Origin of the sequence: Microbacterium sp. Leaf320, assembly GCF_001423485.1 — a bacterium.
In the GTDB taxonomy this organism is placed as follows: Bacteria; Actinomycetota; Actinomycetes; order Actinomycetales; family Microbacteriaceae; genus Microbacterium.
Map to the genome: position 1 here is coordinate 208,332 of NZ_LMOD01000001.1, position 19,115 is coordinate 227,446.

Annotated in this window: 16 protein-coding genes; 5 read left to right on the forward strand and 11 right to left on the reverse strand. The window is 69.1% G+C overall.

What is annotated here, in order from left to right; translation table 11 throughout:
- Window positions 1-3: 3 nt before the first annotated feature.
- From paaK to ASF63_RS01010, 6 genes are read right to left on the reverse strand one after another with little or no spacing between them, the layout of a single operon-like run.
- Window positions 4-1,299 (reverse strand): phenylacetate--CoA ligase PaaK, encoded by a 1,296-nt coding sequence (gene paaK / locus ASF63_RS00985; RefSeq protein WP_056510087.1) that lies wholly within the window; start codon window positions 1,297-1,299, stop codon window positions 4-6.
- A gap of 44 nt (window positions 1,300-1,343) precedes the next feature.
- On the reverse strand, window positions 1,344-1,727 hold the full coding sequence (paaI, locus tag ASF63_RS00990) for a hydroxyphenylacetyl-CoA thioesterase PaaI (protein ID WP_056508556.1): 384 nt from the start codon (window positions 1,725-1,727) through the stop codon (window positions 1,344-1,346).
- 5 nt (window positions 1,728-1,732) lie between these two features.
- A complete protein-coding gene (gene paaZ, locus ASF63_RS00995) occupies window positions 1,733-3,814 on the reverse strand; it encodes a phenylacetic acid degradation bifunctional protein PaaZ (protein ID WP_056508558.1) in 2,082 nt (693 codons plus the stop codon).
- Entirely contained in the window at window positions 3,811-4,743 is a 933-nt protein-coding gene (locus tag ASF63_RS01000; protein WP_082477765.1) for a 3-hydroxyacyl-CoA dehydrogenase family protein, read from the reverse strand. The genes paaZ and ASF63_RS01000 overlap by 4 nt, the downstream gene beginning before the upstream one ends.
- Entirely contained in the window at window positions 4,740-5,471 is a 732-nt protein-coding gene (locus ASF63_RS01005) for an enoyl-CoA hydratase/isomerase family protein (RefSeq protein WP_056508559.1), read from the reverse strand. Before ASF63_RS01005 ends, ASF63_RS01000 begins: the two co-directional genes overlap by 4 nt.
- A complete protein-coding gene (locus ASF63_RS01010) occupies window positions 5,468-6,655 on the reverse strand; it encodes a thiolase family protein (protein WP_056510091.1) in 1,188 nt (395 codons plus the stop codon). The genes ASF63_RS01005 and ASF63_RS01010 overlap by 4 nt, the downstream gene beginning before the upstream one ends.
- Window positions 6,656-6,766: 111 nt before the next feature.
- Here ASF63_RS01010 and ASF63_RS01015 point away from each other — a divergent pair, with 111 nt between their 5' ends.
- The gene (locus ASF63_RS01015) at window positions 6,767-7,378 is read left to right on the forward strand and encodes a TetR/AcrR family transcriptional regulator (protein WP_056508561.1); all 612 of its coding nucleotides are present in this window, start codon (window positions 6,767-6,769) and stop codon (window positions 7,376-7,378) included.
- A gap of 6 nt (window positions 7,379-7,384) precedes the next feature.
- Here ASF63_RS01015 and ASF63_RS01020 read toward each other — a convergent pair whose 3' ends face one another.
- Window positions 7,385-8,152: an IclR family transcriptional regulator gene (locus ASF63_RS01020; protein WP_056508563.1), complete on the reverse strand. Its 768-nt coding sequence runs from the start codon at window positions 8,150-8,152 to the stop codon at window positions 7,385-7,387.
- Between the two features lie 157 nt (window positions 8,153-8,309).
- Between ASF63_RS01020 and dhaK the strand changes: the two genes are divergently transcribed.
- Genes dhaK through ptsP form a run of 3 tightly spaced genes read left to right on the forward strand, consistent with a single transcriptional unit; the run spans window position 8,310 to window position 12,519 of the window.
- Window positions 8,310-9,302, forward strand: coding sequence for a dihydroxyacetone kinase subunit DhaK (gene dhaK / locus ASF63_RS01025; RefSeq protein WP_056510092.1), 993 nt, complete (start codon window positions 8,310-8,312; stop codon window positions 9,300-9,302).
- The gene (gene dhaL / locus ASF63_RS01030) at window positions 9,302-9,964 is read left to right on the forward strand and encodes a dihydroxyacetone kinase subunit DhaL (RefSeq protein ID WP_082477766.1); all 663 of its coding nucleotides are present in this window, start codon (window positions 9,302-9,304) and stop codon (window positions 9,962-9,964) included. The genes dhaK and dhaL overlap by 1 nt, the downstream gene beginning before the upstream one ends.
- Window positions 9,964-12,519, forward strand: a complete 2,556-nt coding sequence (gene ptsP / locus ASF63_RS01035; protein WP_082477767.1) for a phosphoenolpyruvate--protein phosphotransferase — start codon at window positions 9,964-9,966, stop codon at window positions 12,517-12,519. The genes dhaL and ptsP overlap by 1 nt, the downstream gene beginning before the upstream one ends.
- A gap of 37 nt (window positions 12,520-12,556) precedes the next feature.
- Here the strand turns inward: ptsP and ASF63_RS01040 are convergent, their stop codons facing one another.
- Window positions 12,557-13,876, reverse strand: a complete 1,320-nt coding sequence (locus ASF63_RS01040) for an MFS transporter (protein ID WP_056508567.1) — start codon at window positions 13,874-13,876, stop codon at window positions 12,557-12,559.
- Window positions 13,877-14,196: 320 nt separating this feature from the next.
- Here ASF63_RS01040 and ASF63_RS01045 point away from each other — a divergent pair, with 320 nt between their 5' ends.
- On the forward strand, window positions 14,197-15,486 hold the full coding sequence (locus ASF63_RS01045) for a hypothetical protein (RefSeq protein ID WP_235560659.1): 1,290 nt from the start codon (window positions 14,197-14,199) through the stop codon (window positions 15,484-15,486).
- 31 nt (window positions 15,487-15,517) lie between these two features.
- On the opposite strand, the gene ASF63_RS01050 is transcribed toward ASF63_RS01045, so the two are convergent.
- The 3 genes from ASF63_RS01050 to pdhA are packed head-to-tail and all read right to left on the reverse strand — an operon-like array spanning window position 15,518 to window position 19,088.
- Window positions 15,518-16,924, reverse strand: coding sequence for a dihydrolipoamide acetyltransferase family protein (locus ASF63_RS01050; RefSeq protein ID WP_082477768.1), 1,407 nt, complete (start codon window positions 16,922-16,924; stop codon window positions 15,518-15,520).
- Window positions 16,921-17,964 (reverse strand): alpha-ketoacid dehydrogenase subunit beta, encoded by a 1,044-nt coding sequence (locus ASF63_RS01055; RefSeq protein WP_056308920.1) that lies wholly within the window; start codon window positions 17,962-17,964, stop codon window positions 16,921-16,923. Before ASF63_RS01055 ends, ASF63_RS01050 begins: the two co-directional genes overlap by 4 nt.
- Entirely contained in the window at window positions 17,961-19,088 is a 1,128-nt protein-coding gene (gene pdhA, locus ASF63_RS01060) for a pyruvate dehydrogenase (acetyl-transferring) E1 component subunit alpha (RefSeq protein WP_056508572.1), read from the reverse strand. The genes ASF63_RS01055 and pdhA overlap by 4 nt, the downstream gene beginning before the upstream one ends.
- Window positions 19,089-19,115: the final 27 nt, after the last annotated feature.

The window sequence follows — 19,115 nt, forward strand, 5'->3', positions numbered from 1 at the left end:
CTCTCAGCGCAGGTCGTACACGCGCTTGTACTTGCCCTCGCTCCGCGGCAGCGTGCCGGGCTCCTCGACCTTGACGTCGACGCTGGTGCCGATGTGCATCTTGATGCGATGGTGGAGCACCGCCGCCGCGGCGTCGCACTCCTCGGCGCTCAACGACGGGTGCCGCTCGATGCGCACTGTCATGGTGTCGAGGTGCGCGACATGGTGCAGCTCGAGCACGAAGTGCGGCGTCAGCGTCTCGATCCCCATCACGAGCTCCTCGATCTGCGTGGGGAAAAGGTTCACGCCGCGCAGGATGATCATGTCGTCGTTGCGTCCGGTGATCTTCTCCATGCGCCGCAGAGCGGGGTAGGTCGTGCCGGGAAGAAGTCGCGTCAGGTCGCGGGTGCGGTATCGAATGACAGGGAACGCCTCCTTGGTGAGAGACGTGAACACGAGTTCGCCCAGCGCTCCGTCCGGCAGTCGATCGCCCGTGTCGCCGTCGATGATCTCGGGCAGGAAGTGGTCCTCCCAGATGTGCGGCCCGTCTTTCGTGAGGACGCTCTCGCTCGCGACACCTGGTCCCATGACCTCGCTGAGCCCGTAGATATCGACCGCGTCGATGTTCAGTCGTCGCTCGATCTCCCGCCGCATCTCGTTCGTCCAGGGCTCTGCGCCGAGCACCGCCACTCGCAGCGATGTCTTCGTCGGATCGATCCCCGCCGCCTCCATGGCATCCGCGATCGTGAGCAGGTAGCTGGGGGTGCAGAGGATCGCGTCCGGCTCGAAATCGGCGATCAGCTGCACCTGCCGTGCGGTCTGCCCTCCCGACACCGGGATCACCGTGGCGCCGAGCCGCTCGATGCCCGCATGCGCGCCGAGGCCGCCGGTGAAGAGTCCATAGCCGTATGCGTTGTGGACCTTCATCCCCGCGCGGATGCCGGCCGCGTGCAGTGACCTCGCGATCAGATCGCTCCATCGGTCGAGGTCGCCCTCGGTGTAGCCGACGACGGTCGGACGCCCCGTGGTGCCGGACGACGCGTGGATGCGACGGACGTCGGGCATGGGAACGGCGAACATCCCGAACGGGTAGCTCTCGCGCAGGTCGGCCTTGGTGGTGAAGGGCAGCTTCTGCACGTCGTCGAGCGTGCGGATGTCGTCGGGGTGCACGCCGTGCTCATCGAACTTGCGGCGATACACCGGCACATTCTCGTACGCGTGGTGCACCGTCCACTGCAGGCGCTCCAGCTGCAACCGGGCGAGCCGGTCGGGCGAGTGCAGGTGAGCCTCGGTGCCGATCTCGGTACGTGCTGTGATCATCGTCGACTCCTTCGTCATGAACGGGACACTGAGCGTTCGGGCGCTCAGCCCGGGTGCGATCGGTTCGTGGTGAGCGAGCGGCCGCGCACCTCTGCGACGACATCGCCTGATTCGTCGGTCACGGTCACGTCGTAGAGCCCGTTTCGGCCGCTGACGACCCTGCGCACCGCGCGAGCCGTCAGCCGCTGCCCCGCTGTCGTGGATTTCAGGAACGTGATGTCGGCGCCGCCGGCGACGGTGACGCGCTCGTCTTCGTTGCAGGCGATCGCGAAGGCCGTGTCGGCGAGCGTGAACACCAGCCCGCCATGCGTGATCGCGAAGCCGTTCAGCATGTCATCGCGCACCGTCATCGACACCACGGCCTCTCCCGGCGCGTCGAGTTCGATGACCATGCCGAGCATCGCCGAGGCGGCATCGCGCTGCATCATGGGCCTCATGCGGCCGCGACCTCGGGCGTCGGCTGCTTGTTCACCAGTGTGAGCACGTCATAGGTCGCGACGAGCTCGTCGCTCTGGTTGCGGATCACGGCATCCCAGCGCACCTCGCCGTACTCGTCGGTCTCGCGCGGAGTGATCTGCTTGGCGGTGAGCTCGACCCGGATCGTGTCGCCGGGGGAGACGGGCGTGATGAAACGCAGGTTCTCGAGCCCGTAGTTCGCGAGCACGGGCCCGGGCTCCGGGTCGACGAAGAGACCGGCAGCCCACGAGACGAGCAGGTACCCGTGCGCTACGCGGCCGGGGAAGAACGGGTTCGCGGCGGCGGCGGCTTCGTCCATGTGCGCATAGAACGTGTCGCCGGTGAAGTGCGCGAACGTCTCTATGTCGGCGAGCGACACCTCCCGCGAGGCCGAGACGATCTGGTCGCCGATGCGGAGCTCGGCGAGCGACTTGCGGAACGGATGCCGACCATCGCCGCGCGCCGCAGCACCCGCGTGCCAGACCCCGGTCAGCGCCGTGAGCATCTCAGGCGAACCCTGCACCGCGGTGCGCTGCATGTGGTGCAGCACCGCGCGGATGCCGCCGAGCTCCTCGCCGCCGCCTGCTCGGCCGGGCCCGCCATGCACGAGATTCGGCAGCGGAGAACCGTGACCGGTCGAGGAGCGCGCATCGTCGCGGTCGAGCAGCAGCATCCGGCCATTGAACGGAGCGATGCGCGTGGCCAGCTCCACCGCCTGCACAGGGTCGTGCGTGGCGAGGCTGGTGACCAGTGATCCGCCGCCCCGGGCGACGAGCGCTGCGGCGTCGGCGATCGTGTCATACGTGAGCAGGGACGACACCGGCCCGAACGCCTCCACCGAATGGGCGGCCTCTGACTGAGGGTCGTCGAAGCGCAGCAGCAGCGGCGAGACGAACGCGCCGTCGGGCGAGGGCCCGGTGCTGCCGTCGAGGAGGCGCACCTCGGGGGCATCGGTCGAGCCGATGACGATCCGTCCGCCCGCATCCTGCAGTCTTCCGACTTGACGCAGCACCTCGTCGCGCTGTGCGGTCGAGGCGAGAGGGCCCATGGTGACGCCCTCCGCGCGCGGGTCGCCCAGCACGGTCTTGTCGGCGATGCGCGCTCGCACAGCCGCGATCACGGCATCCGCCGACCCGGTGGGCACGATCGCGCGACGGATGGCCGTGCACTTCTGACCGGCCTTGCTCGTCATCTCGGTGACGAGCTGCCGGACATAGGCATCGAACTCGGGGGTCCCCTCGGTCGCGTCGGTTCCGAGCACCGAGGCGTTGATCGAGTCGGTCTCGGCGGTGAATCGCACGCCGCCCGTCTGCACCGCAGGGTGGGCCTTGAGGCTCCCTGCCGTCGATGCGCTGCCGGTGAAGCCGACGATGTCACCCAGTCGCAGGTTCTCGAAGAGGTCGGGAACGCTGCCGCTGACGAGCTGCAGCGAGCCGTCGGGAAGCAGGCCCGACTCGACGAGGATGCGCACCATCGCCTCGGCGACGTATCCGGTGGGCGTCGCCGGCTTCACGAGGGTCGGCATGCCCGCGAGGAACGCCGGCGCGAACTTCTCGAGCGATCCCCAGACAGGGAAGTTGAAGGCGTTGATCTGCACGGCGACGCCGGGCAGCGTCGTGTAGACATGGCGTCCGAGGAAAGATCCGTCCTTCGACAGCGGCTCGACCGGCCCGTCGACGTGCACGCGGCTGTTCGGCAGCTCACGTCGGCCCTTGCCGGAGTATGAGAACAGCACCCCGATGCCGCCGTCGATGTCGACCCACGAGTCGGCCTTCGTGGCGCCCGAACGGAAGGAGAGAGCGTACAGCTCCTCCTTGCGTCCGGTGAGGGCGAGGGCGAACTGCTTGAGCAGCACCGCGCGCTGGTGGAAGGTGAGGGCTCCGAGGCTCCGCTGACCCACGGAGCGAGCGTGCTCCAGCGCGCCGGCGAGATCGAGGCCGTCGGTGGAGACGAGGGTGACGACCTCGCCGGTCGACGCATCGCGCACCTCCGCGGACCCCGTGGGAGACGAGGGTGTCCACCACTCGCCCTGGACGTAGCTCGGCAGATACTCGGTCATCTCTCCTCGTTCCATGCGTAGAACCCTTCGCCGCTCTTGCGGCCGAGCTTTCCTTCGGCGACCATTCGTCGCAACAGATCCGGCGGGGCGAATCGCGCGCCGAGAGTGCGCTCCAACTCCTCGGCGATGCCCAGCCGCACATCGAGCCCGACAACGTCGGTGGTGCGCAGCGGGCCCATCGGATGCCGGTAGCCCAGAGTCATGGCCGCATCGATGTCGGCCGCCGATGCGACGCCCTCTTCGAGCATCCGGATCGCCTCCAGGCCGAGCACCACGCCCAGTCGAGAGGATGCGAACCCGGGGGAGTCGCTGACGACGATCGGCGTCTTGCCGAGCGCGGTCACCCATCCTGCCGCGCTCTCGACGATCGCCGCGTCGGTCGCTGCGCCGCGCACGATCTCGACGAGGCTCGACGCGGGCACGGGGTTGAAGAAATGAAGACCGAGGAATCGCTCGGGGTGCAGGCGGCTCGCGGCCAGGTCGTCGATCGAGATCGACGAGGTGTTGCTCGCCAGCGTCGCGTGCTCGGGCAGCGCCGCCTCGACGCGGGCGAGTGCATCGTCCTTGAGAGCACGGTCCTCGGGCACCGCCTCGATCGCGAGGTCGACCACGGCGAAGGCTGCGAGATCGTCGCCGGTCATGAGGCGGCCGGCGAGCTCCGCTTCGTCCAGGGAGGAATCGCGTTCGACGGATCGGCGGATGCTGTCGCCGATGCGGCCCCGCGCCGCGTCAGCGCTCGCCGTATCGCGCTCGACCACGGTGACCCGCGAGCCAGCGAGCAGGAACGCATGCGCGATGCCGGCCCCCATGCGCCCACCGCCCAGCACGCCGACGTTCGCGGGCGCGCCGTCTGGGCGTTTCGTCTCGCTTCGCTCGCTCAACGACCGGGGGTGAGGCTCGCTCAACGACCGGGCATCGGTGTCGCTCATCGGCTCTTCCTCTCCAGGAACGCGGTCATGCGGCGATGCTTCTCGGGTGACTCGAAGAGCTCGGCCTGCAGCTCGAGCTCGATCGCCGGGTGCTGCGCTCGCGGAGTGCGCAGCGCGCGCTTCGTGTACTGCGTCGCCAGCGGGTCGTTCGCCGCGATCCGGTCGACGATCCCGTGCGCGGCGGCGAGCAGTTCCTCGGCCGGATGCAGTGACGAGACCAGCCCCCAGCGCAGCGCTTCTTCGGCATCGAGTGCTCGTCCGGTGAGGAGCAGCTCGCTCGCCCGGGCGTCGCCGACGATCTCGGGAAGCCGCCAAGTCGCACCGGCCGCCGCGATGATGCCGAGCCCGGTCTCGGGGTTGCCGATGCGCAGAGACGGAGTCGCGATGCGGATGTCAGCGGCGTAGGCGAGCTCGGCCCCGCCGCCGAGAGCGTAGCCGTCGATCGCCGCGACCACCGGCATCGGGAGCTCGTGGATGCGGATGAACGCGGTCGCGTTGATGCCGCGCCTGGCGTCAACCGCGGTGCGATCCCGCAGCTCGGCGATGTCCGCACCGGCGGCGAAGACCCCGCCCGAGCCCGTGAGGATCAGCGTGCGCGGAGCCTCTTCGAGCATCGCGCACAGCTCGTGCAGCGCATCGACCGTCGCCTGGTCGATGGCATTGCGCTTGTCGGGTCGGTCGAGTGTGGCGACGACTCGGTCGTCGTGCTCGTCGATGTGCAGAGTCACGTCAGACGCTCCACGATCATGGCGGTTCCCTGCCCGACGCCGACGCACATCGTGGCCAGTCCGTAGCGTGCGCTCTCGCGCTCGAGTCGACCGAGCAGCGTCACGATCAGACGCGACCCGCTGGACCCGAGGGGGTGGCCGAGCGCGATGGCACCGCCGTCGGCGTTGACGATGGCCGGGTCGAGCCCCAGGCGGCGGATGCATGCGAGAGACTGCGACGCGAAGGCCTCGTTCAGCTCGACGGCTCCGAGGTCGGAGACCTGCAGGCCCGCCTTCGCGAGCGCCTTCTGCGTGGCCGGCACCGGACCCAGTCCCATGATCTCGGGAGCGAGTGCGGCGGTCGCCGACGCGACGATCCGTGCGCGCGGACGCAGGCCATGCCGCTCGACGGCCTCGGCGCTCGCCACGACGATCGCGGAGGCGCCGTCGTTCAGCGAGCTGGAGTTGCCGGCCGTGACGACCTCGCCGCCCGCAACCACGGCGCGCAGCCTCGCGAGCGCGTCGAGGGTGGTGTCCCGTCGCGGCCCCTCGTCGGTGTCGACGATTCCGCGGCCCGTCTCGACTCCGACGATCTCGGGGTCGAAGCGCCCCGCATCGATCGCGGCGATGGCCCGCTGATGGCTCTGCAGTGCGAAGGCGTCGGCATCCGCCCGGCTGATGGCGTCGACGCGGGCGACCTCCTCCGCCGTCTCCGGCATCGAGAACGTCGCCTTGTCGCGCTCGCTCATCCGAGGGTTCGTGAAGCGCCATCCGATCGACGTGTCGAAAGCCGCACCGGGCTTCGCCCACGCCCGCTCGGGCTTCGCCTGCACCCAGGGCGCTCTGGTCATGGACTCGACGCCTCCGGCGACGATGAGGTCGGCGTCTCCTGCGCGCACGGCGTTCGCGGCGAGGGCGATGGCCGACATCCCCGAGGCGCAGAGGCGGTTGACGGTCAGGCCGGGGATCGAATCGGGGAGGCCCGCGAGCAGCACGGCCATGCGTGCGACGTTACGGTTGTCCTCACCCGCCTGGTTCGCGGCTCCGAGGATCACCTCGTCGATCTCCTCCACGGGCACCGCGGATCTGCGGGCGGTCTCGCCCACCACGAGGGCTGCGAGATCGTCGGGACGGACGGATGCGAGTGCGCTTCCATAGCGGCCGACGGGGGTGCGGACGCCATCGACGAGATAGGCCTCGGACATCGTCATCCTCTCGATCACCAACGCTGGCGATAATTTCAGACCGATCGGTCAGGAATACGATCTCAGATCGGTGGACGAATGGCAACTCATGGAGAATGACAGACTGGGCCCATGGCGCAGCCCGGATTCGACGCGCCGGCCCCCAAGCGAGGCCGGCCAGGTTATGACCGCGAGCAGGTGCTCGCGGTCGCCGTGAAGGTGTTCAACGAGCAGGGCTACGACGCGACCAGCGTCGCCGACCTCAGCGCCACCCTCGGGCTCACCAAGTCCGCGCTCTACCATCACTTCGAATCCAAATCGGCGATCCTCGAGCTCGCGCTGACCGATGCCCTCGACGCTCTCGAAGCGGTCGTGGACGACGCGACGGCACGGCATCCTCTGGCCTCCGACCGCCTGCGGTCGATCATCCGCGGGGCGGTGCGCGTGCTCACCGAGAAGCTCCCGTCGGTCACGCTGCTGCTGCGGGTGCGGGGCAACGGCGATGTCGAGACGGCAGCCCTCGTGCGCCGGCGCGCATTCGACCAGCGGGTCACCGCGATCGTCGCCGAGGCTCAGGCCGAGGGGCTGATCCGCGACGACGTCGATGCGGCGGTCGCGACGAGGCTGATCTTCGGCATGATCAACTCGGTCGTCGAGTGGTATCGGCCTGGCGGACCCGTCGACCCCGACGAACTGGGGGAGGACATCCTCAGGGTGAGCCTGGACGGACTGCAGTCTCGCTGAGTCGACTCAGTCGTCGGCCGGAGCCACCCGGGGAGGCCAGCTGGTGGCCCCGAGTTCGCGTGAGATGTTTCGCGCCGTCTCCCGGAGCGCGTTCAGCACGACATCGGATGCGGGAGCCTGCGATGTGGGCATCACCACGGCGACCGCGGCGACGATGTCGTTCGAGGCGTCGGCGACCGGTGCGGCGACGGACGATTCTCCGAGCACGGCCTCATCGGTCTCCGAGGCGCTGCCGCGTTCTGCGATGGTGGGCAGATCGAGCAGCAGTCGGGCGACATCGGTGATGGTGTCTCCGGTGAGGCTGGGCAGCGGGCGCTCGAAGACCGTGCGCTGGAAGCCGAGATCGTGCGCGAGCAGAACCTTCCCCATCGCGGAGGCGTGAGCGGGGATGGCGACGCCGGTCTCGAGCATCTGCTGGCTGTCATCGGGGCGCAGGTCGTGGTGGATGACGAGGACCTCATGGAAGTGCGGCGCACCGAGTCGCACGGGCAGGTTCGTCCGGCGCGCGAGCTCCTGCGTCCACCGCATGGCGCGCGCCCTGACATCGAGGGTGTCGAGGTACACGTTGCTCAGGCGCAGCAGCGTCGGACCGAGCATGTATCGCTGCCCTCCGCGCTCTTTCGCGACAAGTCCATGCTCGCGCAAGGACTTGACGATGCCGTGCACGGTCGACGGGGGGAGGTTCAGTGCGAGAGCCAGATCGGTGATGCCGAGGTGACGCGCTCCCTGCAGCAGTTCGAGCACTTTGGCTGCGCGATCGATGGCCTGGATCACGGCGGCTCCTCCCTCCGGTCGTCGTCGAGCCGGGCGGTCTCGTCGGCCGCCAGGTAGATCTTGACAACTCGACTGCGCCCGAGCATATTCGACATTGACGAATAACTTTCCAATATTGCGAAAGATCGCCACCGCAGAGATCAAGGGAGATCGAACGATGAAGAAGCTCATCAACAACCCCGCCGATGTGCTGGCCGAATCGCTGCGGGGCGTCGCCCTCGCGCATCCGGAGCTGTCGGTGGACTTTGAGAACCACGTGATCACGCGCGCAACGCCGAAGGAAGCGGGCAAGGTGGCGGTGGTCTCGGGCGGGGGCTCCGGGCACGAGCCCCTTCACGGCGGCTACGTGGGCGTCGGGATGCTCGACGCCGCCGTCGCGGGCGAGGTCTTCACCTCGCCGACTCCCGATCGTGTGCAGGCCGCGACCAAGGCCGTGGACCGAGGTGCCGGAGTGCTGCACATCGTGAAGAACTACACGGGAGACGTGCTGAACTTCGAGATGGCCGCCGAGCTCGCCGAGATGGAGGGCATCGAGGTCGGCACCGTGATCGTCGATGACGACGTCGCCGTGCAGGACTCGCTCTACACGGCTGGTCGCCGAGGCGTCGGACTCACCGTGCTGCTCGAGAAGCTCGTCGGCGCAGCCGCGGAGGAGGGGCAGGATCTCGCTTCGATCGTCGAGCTCGCGAAGCGCATCAACAGCCAGGGGCGTTCGATGGGCATGGCGCTCACGAGCTGCACCGTGCCCGCAGCCGGAAAGCCGACGTTCGACCTGCCCGAGGACCAGATGGAGATCGGCATCGGCATCCACGGCGAGCCCGGTCGTCACCGGGAGCCGCTGGCACCGGCATCCGAGATCGCCCGCCAGCTCGTCGAGCCGATCCTCGCCGACCTCGACGCCACGGGGCCCGCGATCGTGATGCTCAACGGCATGGGCGGATCGCCCCTGATCGAGCTGTATCTCATGTACGGGGAGGTCGTGCCGCTGCTCGAGAAGGCCGGCGTGCAGATCGCCCGCAACCTGGTCGGCGACTACATCACCTCGCTCGACATGGCCGGCTGCTCGCTCACAGTGCTGAAGGCCGACGACGAGCTGCTGCGGCTGTGGGATGCTCCGGTCAACACTCCGGGCCTCCGGTGGGGAGCATGATGACGGGCGTCGACACGGCAGCGCTCATCGACTGGATGCACCGCTTCCGCGACGTGATCGCGGAGAAGCGCGAGTGGCTCACCGAACTGGACTCGGCTATCGGCGACGCCGACCACGGTGCGAACATGTCGAGAGGAATGGATGCGGTCATCGCCAAGCTCGCCTCGGGAGCTCCGGACACAGTGGACGAGCTGCTCAAGACGGTGGGCATGACCCTGGTGAGCTCCGTCGGCGGCGCGAGCGGCCCCCTGTACGGGACGCTGTTCCTGCGCATGGGGATGGCGGCGGGGCCCGTGACCGAGCTCGATCCCTCGGCGCTCGCCGCCTCGCTACGGGCCGGACTAGACGGGATCGTCGCTCGCGGCAAGGCCGAAGCCGGAGACAAGACGATGTTCGACGCGATGGCTCCGGCGGTCGACGCTCTCGATGAGGCGCTCGCCGGTGGAGCGGACCTCGGGGCGGCGACGGCGGCGGCGGCGGAGGCCGCGGCATCCGGTCGCGATGCCACCGAACCTCTCGTCGCCCGCAAGGGACGCGCGAGCTACCTGGGTGAGCGCAGTGCCGGGCACCTCGACCCGGGCGCCGCATCGACCACGTTGCTGTTCGAGACGCTCGCGCAGGCCACCGCGCAGAGCGCCCCACAGGCCGCGGAATCGTCCTGATGATCGGCATCGTCGCCGTCTCCCACAGCGCTCGACTCGGGGAGGCGGCGCTGGAGCTCGCCCTGCAGATGGTTCAGGGCGGGGGAGTGCTCGTGCGGGTCGCGGCCGGTGCGGGATCGGATGCCGACGGTACGCCCATCCTCGGCACGGACGCGGTCGCAGTGGCCGCGGCGATCGACGACCTCGCGGCGGACTGCGACGGGGTGCTCGTGCTGATGGACCTGGGGTCTGCGGTGCTCAGCGCCGAGCTCGCACTCGAGCTGCGGATGAGCGACGTGCCGGTGCGCCTGGCGCCCGCGCCCTTCGTGGAAGGACTGCTCGCGGCGGTCGTGTCTGCTGCGGCGGGAGGATCGCTCGACGTCGTCGCGCAGGAGGCCTCGGCCTCACTCGGGGCGAAGACCGGTCAGCTCGGCGACGCGAACGCCGACGGTGACGAGGATCACATTCCTCCTGCGCGCGGTGCCGGCGAGCACGGCGCCGATGCATCCTCCGTCGAGTCGGGTGCGTCCGCCCGGCCGGGTGCCGTCGTGCGCGTGGTGACCGTGCGGAATCCCCTCGGCATCCACGCGCGTCCGGCCGCGCTCATCGCCGAGACGTCGGCGGGAGCCGATGTGCGACTGCGCAAGCTGCCGGACGGACCCGATGCCGCCGCTGCGAGCCTCTCCCGACTTCTGATCCTCGGCGCTCGACAGGGCGACGACGTCGAGCTGTCTGCGACCGGGGTCGACGCAAACGGTGTCGTCGAGCGTCTCGTGGCTCTCTTCGACGAGGGTTTCGGGGAGGGTTTCGGGGAGGGAGTCACCGAGGTTCCGAAGTCTCCGGTGGCTGCAACGACGCCGTCGGTCGAGACGGAGACCCAGGCTCGCTCGCCGATCGCGCCGGGAACCGTGCTGCGCGGGAGGGGAGTGAGCGGCGGACGGGTCGCGGCGCCGGCGGTGATCCTCGCCGCTCCACTCGACGAGCCCGATGCGAGCGAGATCGTCGCGCCGGATGACCGTGAGAGTGAGGTGTCCGCGATCGAGTGGGCCGCCGTGGCGGTGGCCGATCAGCTGCGTGCGCGCACGTCGACCGCGACCGGGGAAGCGCGGGCGATCCTCGATGCGTCGCGTCTGCTCGCCTCCGACCCGGAGCTCGTGGCCGAGGCCTCAGCGCTCGTCCGGATCAAGGGGCGCACAGCGGCGCGCGCAGTGTGGGAGACCGCGGTCTCGCACGAGCGGGGTCTCGCGGCACTCGGCGGGCGGATGGCTGAGCGGGCGGCGGACATCCGCGACGTCCGTGATCGCATCATCGCGGAGATCCTCGAGGTCGACGTCCCCGGCGTCCCTGAGCGTGAGGAGCCGTTCGTGCTGGTGGCCGTCGACCTCGCCCCGGCTGACACCGCCGCCCTCGAGGGCGGCAGCTGCGTCGGGTTGGTGACCGAGCAGGGTGGTCCCACCTCGCACACCGCGATCATCGCGCGCTCTCTTGGAATACCGGCCGTGGCCGGGGTGGTTGGCGCGGCCGGGATCGCGCCCGATGCCATCGTGCTCGTCGATGGCGACCGCGGCACCGTGGAGATCGAGCCTGACCCGGTGCGTGCCGACGCGGCGAAGGGCGAATCGGTCGTCGTGCCCTTCGACGGAGAGGGCATGCTCGCCGACGGGCACCGCATCCGTCTGCTCGCGAACGTCGGGGGCGCGGCCGAGGCGGTGACCGCTGCCGCCGCCGGAGCGGAGGGTGTCGGGCTCTTCCGCACCGAGTTCTGCTTCCTCGACCGGGTCGATGCGCCGTCGATCGACGAACAGGTGGCGGCCTACCGCGGTGTCCTCGCAGCCTTCCCCGGTCGCCGGGTCGTCGTGCGCACGCTCGATGCGGGCAGCGACAAGCCCTTGCCGTTCGCGAACCCGGATCACGAGGACAATCCCGCTCTGGGAGTTCGCGGCCTGCGCATCGCCCGACGGTCGCCCGCGCTGCTCGACGATCAGCTGCGCGCGCTGGCACGGGCAGCCGAGGCGGAATCGGCGGTCGTCGAGGTGATGGCTCCGATGGTGGCCACGGTCGACGAGGCGCGTGCCTTCGCCGAGAGCGCTCGTGCGGTCGGACTGATGACCGTGGGCGTGATGATCGAGACGCCCTCCGCGGCGCTGCTCGCCTCGGAGATGCTCGAGGTCGTCGACTTCGTGAGCCTCGGCACCAACGACCTCGCACAGTACACACTGGCCGCCGATCGGCTGCTCGCCGAGCTCGGTGAGCTGAACGATCCCTGGCAGCCCGCCGTCCTCCGCCTGATCGGTGCGGTGGGTGCGGCCGGGCGCACGTGGGATCTTCCGGTCGGGGTGTGCGGCGAGGCCGCTGCGGACTCCTTGCTCGCACCGGTGCTCGTGGGCCTCGGCGTCACCTCGCTCTCGATGACGCCGCGGGCGCTGGGTCGTGTGGCGGCAGCACTCGAGGCGGTCACCGAAGCGCAGTGTCGAGCGGCGGCGGAGGCCGTGCTGAAGGCGGCGACCGCTGCGGACGCGCGCGCGGCGGCGGTCGTGGTCCTCGGATCCGAGAGCGTCGGCGGGCCGGTCGACTGAACGACCGACCCGCCGACGGGATCTGTGGAGGTGCCGCTCAGGCGTGCAGGTCGACGCCCTTCGTCTCCTTCACGATCGATACGGCGATGAGGGAGATCACCGCCGTGATGGCGATGTAGACGCCGATGGTCCATGCTGCCTGGAACTGGTTCATCAGAGCCTCCGCGATCATCGGTGCGAACGCTCCGCCGAGGATGGCACCGAGCGCGTATCCGATCGAGACGCCCGAGTATCGGACGTTGGCGGGGAACATCTCGGCGTAGAGGGCCGCCTGCGGACCGTACGAGAGTCCGAGAGCGAACGTCATGACGAACAGGGCGACGAAGTACCAGAAGATGTTCGCCGTGTCGATCAGGAACCACATCGGCACCGCCCAGAGCGCGAGCGCGACGTACCCGATCTGGAAGGTGCGTACGCGACCGAGGCGATCGGAGAGGTGGCCGCCCCACAGCGTGAAGATGAGCCATCCGAAGGATGCGAGGGTCGTGGCCAGCAGCACGGGAGGACGCTCCATGCCGAGGGCTGTGACGGCGTAGGTGGCGAAGAACGCGATGAGCAGGTAGCCGGCGGCGTTGTTGCCGATGAAGATGAGTGCGGTGAGCACGACCTGCTTGGTGTTCTTTCGGAACAGACGCCCGAGCGGTGCCGACGCCTCCTGCCGGCGACGGCGGAGATCCTCGAAGACCGGGCTCTCATCGACCGCGCGCCTGATCACGTAGCCGACGGCGATCAGCACGATCGACAGCAGGAACGGGATGCGCCATCCCCAGGCGAGGAAGGCTTCGGGTGACATCGAGCTCGTCAGCACCCATAGCGTGGCTGTGGCGAGGATCATGCCGATCGGGACACCGATCTGCGGGAACGCGCCGAAGAGCCCCCGGCGGGTGGTCGGCGCGTGCTCGACGGCCATCAGCGCTGCCCCGCCCCATTCGCCTCCGGCCGAGAATCCCTGCAGGATGCGGAGCACGATGAGCAGGATCGGCGCGGCGACGCCGATCGCCGCGTACGTCGGAAGCAGGCCGATCAGGGAGGTGGAGAGTCCCATCATCACGAGGGTGAACACCAGCATCTTCTTGCGGCCCAGCTTGTCGCCCAGGTGCCCGGCGACGATGGCTCCGAGTGGACGGAAGAGGAAGGAGATTCCGATGGTGGCGAACGACAGGATCTGCGCGAAGCCCTTGTTCTCCTCAGCGATAGGGGCGAGGAACAGCGGGGCGAGCACGAGGCCGGCGGCCTGCGCGTAGATGAAGAAGTCGTACCACTCGATCGAGGTGCCGACGAGAGTGCTGGCGAGAACCCGCCGTTCCTCGGCGGGCATCCGGGTGGTCGAGCTGCGTGCAGATACTGCTGACGTCATGCGAACTCCATTGTTCTGCGGTGGGGGAAGAGCGACGAACCATCGCCCGGGTCACTTACCGAATGATCGGTCAGTAAAGCGAGAGTAGCGCACGCAGGAAGACACTCCAAGACCCGGGACCCACAGCAGTTGTCCCGATTCTCGGCGCTGGGAGATGAGATCTGAAGCCTGAGGCATCGATGTATGCAGTGCGCGGTATGCGATTCCTCACATTCTGATATCGACATGCATGTGTTGCTCCTCAGGGCGATCGGAGCACCCCTAGGCTCCTCGCAGGGGCATCGGATCTCGATGTGGAGAGCACAAACGGAGGGTGTGTCATGCGTGTTCTGAATCAAGGTCGAGGGCGGGCCGCTCTCGGGGTCGTCGGTGTCGGAGCGCTCCTGGCCGCGCTGACCGCCTGTGCGCCCTCGCCGGAGCCGTCATCATCGTCATCACCGACGCCCGAGGCTTCCTCACCGGAGCCGTACTCGGGGCCCGTGGCATTCGTCGGTGACGAGCTCTCGTGGCTCCTGCCCTCCGCGGACGACATCACCGCCTTGATCCCGTCCGCCAGTGCGGTGAGCACACCCTCCGATGCCCTCGAGCAGACCTCCGACGGTGGTGGCCCCGAGTTCGCTCCGGCGATCTGCGGCGTGCTCTTGATGGAGCAGACCCTGGATTCTCTGGGAACCCGGACGACGTCGTGGTCGATGCCGAGCGACACCGGATACTCATTCAACAGCATCGTGGCCATGCAGCTCGCCGATGAGGCGCACGTCGTCGCGCGCATGGATCAGCTCGAGCGTGCAGCGGCGGAATGCGGAGAGTTCGACTACGACGGGCTCAACACCTTCGACGCGGTCGTCGGGGAGGAGGAGGACGGCGTTCGCGCGCTGGCGGGAACGATGAACGCCGACCCGACCTCCGACGGGTGGCGGGTCTTCCACGGATTCGCCGCCGTCGGCAACACGCTCGTGCACCTGAGAACGTCGCTCCCCGATTCCGCGCCGATCGACGCGGCGGCCGCGGTAGAGCTGCTGCAGTCGACCGCGATCGATGCGAAGTCCGAACTCATCGACAGTCTGACCGAGACCCCTCCGACAGGGGCGACAGAGCCGGTGGGCGATGCGTCCACTCCCTGGGCCGAGTGGTCGATCACGGGGCAGGGCGTCGGCCCGATCCGCCTCGGTGAGACGTATGACGACATCGTGGCGACACTGCCGGATGCGGCGGTGACACCGCCCGCGTACGACGGCGGGCCGTGGAACTACGCGAGCCCCGACGGCGCCTCGTCGTTCTCTGCGACAGCTGCCGACAGCGGGTCGGTGTCCGAGATCACCGTCGGGGCCGTATCGGACGAAGAGGACTCCGGAGCGGACGGCGCGACGTCGCCGCACGCGCTCGACGTGCGGATCGGCGACCCGGTCTCCTCGGCCGTCGCCGCGTTCCCCTCGGGAACCCGTGTGCACGTCGTCTCGTCGGGGCAATGGGCTTACTTCGTCGCCGACAGAGACGGGCGTCTCCTGATCTTCCACACCACGCGCGAGGACACCGACTCCACGGAGGCCCGGATCATCGGGATCACGACCGCAGACACCACCGTGCGAGGAGACCTCACCGTGGAGTGAGGTGTGAGGGTCCCCCGCGTGCCGGCGGCCCTCACACCTTCCCGAACGCGCGCAGCGGATGCTCGATGAGCTCCGTCACTCGGCGGAGGAAGCTCGCGGCGTAGCCGCCGTCGCACACCCGGTGGTCGAACACGAGTGACAGCTGCACGATGCGGCGGGCGACGATCTGTCCGTCGACCACCCAGGGGCGCTCGATGATGCGTCCGATCCCGAGGATCGCGACGTCGGGGTGGTTGATGATCGCTGCGGAGCCGTCGACGCCGAGCCCGCCGTAGTTGTTCAGCGTGAAGGTCGATCCGCGCAGGCGTTCGGCAGGCATGGACCCGGATCGCGCTGTCGCCGACAGTTCGCGCAGGGTGGTGTCGAGCTGCTCGATGCGGAGTTCGTGTGCTCGCGGGACGACCGGCACCATCAGGCCGCGTGCGGTGTCGGTCGCCACGCCCAGGTTCACGCCTTCGAAGGAGATGAGCTCGGAGGCGTCGTCGCTCAGACGGGACGCCAGCACCGGGTGATCCTCGAGAGCGAGCAGCACGAAGCGCGCGAGGAGCGCGGTCACGGACGGCGCCTTGCCGCCCTCGGGAGCCATCTGCGAGCGCAGGTTCCACAGCTCGGTCGCATCGACATCGACCCAGACGGTCGCTTCGGGGATCTCGGAGCGGCTGCGGGCGAGCTTCGCGCTGACGGCCTTGCGCAGCGGGGACAGGCGCTCGCGTGAGGCGACGGGCAGACCGTCGAGGACGTCTCCATCGGTGCTCGCACCTGCAGTCGCGCCCGCACCCGCACCGGCACCCGCGCCGCGATGCTGGGCGGTGACGCCGTCGACCGCGACATCGACAGCCGCGGCGAGGACGTCGGCGCGGGTCACGGCACCGTCGTGTCCTGTCGGGGCGATCGTGTGCACGTCGAGTCCGAGGTCGCGGGCAAGACGCCGCACCAGGGGGGAGCGGACCGCCACCGGGCGTCGTATCGCGGCGTTCGATTGGGGGGCGATCGGTGCCTGCTCGGTCGCCAGGGGTCGTGCCGGTGCGGAATCGACCTTCGCGACGGCACGGGGCCTCCTCCGGCCGGACGTGGCGCGCTCGGACGTGCCGTAGCCGATCAGCACGTTGCCGGACCCCGCGCGCTCCTCCTCGCGGTAGGCGTCGTGCTCGACGGACTCGGGGGAAGCAGGACGCGAACCTGAGCCTGTGCCATCGTCCACTTCGAGCACGGGGGCTCCGACGTCGATGGTCTCGCCCGGCTCTCCGTGCAGTGCAGTGACGACTCCCGCGAACGGCGAGGGCAGCTCGACGATGCTCTTCGCGGTCTCGACCTCGGCGATCGCCTGATCCGTGACGATGGTGTCGCCGACCGCGACGAGCCACTGCACGAGGCCCGCTTCGGTCAGTCCTTCACCGAGGTCCGGCAGACGGAAGACCCGGGTGGTCAGGGCGGTCATGACTCGTCCTCCCGGCATTCGTCTTCCCAGTGCAGCGAGTCGATCGCGTCGAGGACGCGGTCGACATCCGGCAGGTACCAGTGCTCGAGCTTCGGCGGCGCGAAGGGGGTGTCGAAGCCGGTCACGCGGCGAACAGGCGCTTCGAGATATTCGAAGCAGCGCTCGAAGACCCGTGCCTGGATCTCCGATGCCACGCTGGCGTAGCCGGGCGCCTCGGCGATCACGACGGCACGACCGGTCGCGCGCACGGCTGCGGTCACGGTGGCATCGTCGAAGGGCGAGAGCGAGCGGATGTCGACGACCTGAACACTGCGGCCTTCGGATGCGGCGACCTCGGCCGCCTCCAGAGCGAGCGGCACGGACGCGCCGTAGGCGAGGAGCGTGACGTCGGTGCCGTCGCGAGCGATGCGGGCGGTGCCGACCTCGGCCATGACGGAGGTGTCGACCTCGCCCTTGGTCCAGTAGAGCTTCTTCGGCTCGAGGAAGACCACCGGATCCGGCGAGGCGATGGCTGCTCTGAGCATCGAATACGCGTCCTGCGGCGTCGACGGGCTGAGGACCGTGAGTCCCGGAGTGTGCGCGTAGTAGGCCTCGGACGAGTCGCAGTGATGCTCGACCCCGCCGATGCCGCCGCCGAACGGGATGCGGATCACCAGCGGCATCCGCACGACTCCGCGGGTGCGGTTGCCGAGCTTCGCCACATGGCTGACGATCTGTTCGAACGCCGGCAGGGCGAACGCGTCGAACTGCAGCTCGACGACGGGTCGCATGCCGTTCATGGCCATGCCGACCGCGGTGCCCACGATGCCGGACTCGGCGAGCGGGGTGTCGAAGCAGCGCTCCTCGCCGAACCGCGCGGTGAGCCCGTCGGTGATGCGGAAGACTCCGCCGAGGGCGCCGACGTCCTCACCGAAGACCACGACCTCGGGGTCGGACTGGATGGCGTCTGCGAGGGCGAGGTTCAGCGCAGCCGCCATGCTCATGGTCGACACGCTCGTCGAGCGCTCATCGACGCGGACGTCGTCGTGTGCGATGGTCATCGGGCACCTCCGGGGGTCGCCTGCGCGGTCGCTCCGGTCTCCGCGGCACGGGTCCGTTCGACCTCGCCTCGAAGCATCTGCCACTGCTCCTCGAGCTGCGGGGAACGCGTCTCGGTCACGAAGCGGAAGAGATCCTCGGGGTCGATGTCGGTATCTGTGTTGAGCGCCTCTCGCATCGCGGCCGCGATGCGCTCGGCCCCGGCCGCATACTCGGCCTCGAGCTCGGCCGTGAGTGCGCCGATGTCGCTCAGGTGCGCTCGCAGACGTGCCAGCGGGTCTCGAGCGACCCATGCCTGCACCTCGGCGCGCTCGCGGTAGCGGGTGTCGTCGTCGGCGTTCGTGTGCGCCTGCATCCGATAGGTGTGCGCCTCGACCAGAGTGGGGCCGCCCGCCGCGCGGGCGCGGTCGACGGCCTCGCCGAGCACGGCCAGCACCGCGGCGACGTCGTTGCCGTCGACGCGCCGGCCCGGCATGCCGTAGCCGATCGCCTTGTGCGCGAGAGAGGGTGCTGCGGTCTGTCGACTGAGCGGAACGGAGATCGCGAACCCGTTGTTCTGCACGAAGAAGACGACCGGCACGTGGAAGACCGCGGCGAAGTTCATGGCCTCGTGGAAGTCACCCTCGCTGGTCGCACCGTCTCCGCACAGGGCGATGACGACGGTGTCTTCTCCTCGCTGTTTCGCGGCGTACGCGAAACCCACGGCGTGCAGCAGCTGCGTGGCCAGGGGAGTGGCCTGCGGAGCGACGTGGTGCTCTCGCACGTCGTAGCCCGAATGCCAGTCGCCCTTGAGCAGCACCATCGCCTCGGCAGGAGCGACGCCGCGCGCGATGACCGCCACCGAGTCGCGGTACGTGGGGAAGAGCCAGTCGTCATCGGACATGGCGAGCGCTGCGCCGATCTGACAGGCCTCCTGGCCGTGCGACGACGGGTAGACGGCGAGGCGTCCCTGACGCACGAGGGCACTGGCCTGGTCGTTGATGCGGCGTCCTTCGACGAGCCCCCGGTATGCGGCCAGCAGCGTGTCTGCGCCGGGCATCGCGTACTGCTCGTCGACGACGGTCGCACCGTCGGCATCGATCAGCTGCACCGCCGCGTCGCGCGGAAGCAGGTCTGCGTGTTCCATCCGTTCGCCCTCCTTGCCGAACTCGAT

Coding starts and splice junctions, on each gene's coding strand:
- paaI (WP_056508556.1), bottom strand. CDS start 1,727: ATGATGCAGCGCGATGCCGCCTCGGCGATGCTCGGCATGGTCATCGAA.
- ASF63_RS01055 (WP_056308920.1), bottom strand. CDS start 17,964: ATGACCATCGCACACGACGACGTCCGCGTCGATGAGCGCTCGACGAGC.
- ASF63_RS01045 (WP_235560659.1), top strand. CDS start 14,197: ATGCGTGTTCTGAATCAAGGTCGAGGGCGGGCCGCTCTCGGGGTCGTC.
- paaK (WP_056510087.1), bottom strand. CDS start 1,299: ATGATCACAGCACGTACCGAGATCGGCACCGAGGCTCACCTGCACTCG.
- ASF63_RS01000 (WP_082477765.1), bottom strand. CDS start 4,743: ATGAGCGACACCGATGCCCGGTCGTTGAGCGAGCCTCACCCCCGGTCG.
- ASF63_RS01015 (WP_056508561.1), top strand. CDS start 6,767: ATGGCGCAGCCCGGATTCGACGCGCCGGCCCCCAAGCGAGGCCGGCCA.
- ASF63_RS01040 (WP_056508567.1), bottom strand. CDS start 13,876: ATGACGTCAGCAGTATCTGCACGCAGCTCGACCACCCGGATGCCCGCC.
- ASF63_RS01010 (WP_056510091.1), bottom strand. CDS start 6,655: ATGTCCGAGGCCTATCTCGTCGATGGCGTCCGCACCCCCGTCGGCCGC.
- pdhA (WP_056508572.1), bottom strand. CDS start 19,088: ATGGAACACGCAGACCTGCTTCCGCGCGACGCGGCGGTGCAGCTGATC.
- paaZ (WP_056508558.1), bottom strand. CDS start 3,814: ATGACCGAGTATCTGCCGAGCTACGTCCAGGGCGAGTGGTGGACACCC.
- ptsP (WP_082477767.1), top strand. CDS start 9,964: ATGATCGGCATCGTCGCCGTCTCCCACAGCGCTCGACTCGGGGAGGCG.
- ASF63_RS01050 (WP_082477768.1), bottom strand. CDS start 16,924: ATGACCGCCCTGACCACCCGGGTCTTCCGTCTGCCGGACCTCGGTGAA.
- dhaK (WP_056510092.1), top strand. CDS start 8,310: ATGAAGAAGCTCATCAACAACCCCGCCGATGTGCTGGCCGAATCGCTG.
- dhaL (WP_082477766.1), top strand. CDS start 9,302: ATGACGGGCGTCGACACGGCAGCGCTCATCGACTGGATGCACCGCTTC.